The following is a 1,032-nucleotide window of genomic DNA, read 5'->3' on the forward strand; positions in this document are numbered from 1 at the left end:
GCACACCCGACGGGATCGCCCAGGAGATCTACGCCCTGCTGACCACCTACCAAGCGCTGCGCATCGCGATGTCCGACGCCACCACCACCAGGACCGCCGACCGCGCGGGCTTCAGCATCGCCCTCAACACCGCTTGTGGCCAGGTCATCCAGGCTGCCGGCGTCATCGCCGACACCACCACCATCGACGTCATCGGCAAGATCGGCCACGCCGTGCTCGATCACAGCTCCCGGTCCGCCGCCACCGAACCAGTCCCCGGATCGTCAAATGCGCCATCTCCAAACACCGCGCCAAAGGACCCGTCGACCGCAACAGCTACAACATCACCGTCGACATCAGCATCAACGACCAGTTGACAACCGGCCCATGAACCTAACTACGCGACATCGCGCCTAACCCGCCGGCGCCGCCGGTACCAAAAAACAGCCTCCCCAGCCTCCCCAGCCCCGCCGGCCCCGCCGGCCCCGCCCGCCTGGCCGATGCTGCCGGTTACGCCGGTTACGCCGGTTACGCCGGAACCGCCGGTACCGCCGTTGCCGAACAAGAACGCCGACCCGCCGTGTCCTCCGGCCTGCCCGGGTGCACCCGACCCGCCATTTCCGCGGTTGCTGAAAAGCCAGCCACCCGGACCACCGGCCTGTCCCGTTCCCGGTGTCCCGTCGGTGCCATTGCCGAACAGCGGCCGTCCCGTGAATGCCTGCCAGGACCCCTGAAAGGCCGAGTTTGCTTGTTCGAGGGAGTGCAACGGCGTCGCACTGGCCGCCTCGGCGGTCGCATACGCACCACCTGCGCGGTCAACTGCCCGCACAAACTGGGTATGAAACGCTGCCGCCTGCCCGCTGCGCGCCTGAAACTGCTTGCCCTGTAAGGAAAACAGCGCCGCGACCGCCGCTGGCACCTCGGCCGCGGCCACCACCCCGGTCGTGGGGACCGCCGCCGCAGCATGCGCTGCGACCACCGCCGAGCCGATCTCGGACAATTCCGTTGCCGCCGAAGTCAGGAATTCTGGGGCTACCGCCAGATACGACATCG

At 67.9% G+C, this 1,032-nt stretch carries 2 protein-coding genes; one reads left to right on the forward strand and one right to left on the reverse strand.

Annotation, left to right across the window (positions count from 1 at the left end; translation table 11 throughout):
• A partial coding sequence (locus ACOJVU_RS19740) for a hypothetical protein (protein ID WP_421531327.1) occupies window positions 1-356 on the forward strand: 356 nt, incomplete at its 5' end.
• 20 nt (window positions 357-376) lie between these two features.
• On the opposite strand, the gene ACOJVU_RS19745 is transcribed toward ACOJVU_RS19740, so the two are convergent.
• The coding region (locus ACOJVU_RS19745; RefSeq protein WP_421531328.1) for a PE family protein at window positions 377-1,032 on the reverse strand (656 nt) is incomplete at its 5' end.

Origin of the sequence: Mycobacterium sp. THU-M104, assembly GCF_049197365.1 — a bacterium.
GTDB lineage: Bacteria > Actinomycetota > Actinomycetes > Mycobacteriales > Mycobacteriaceae > Mycobacterium.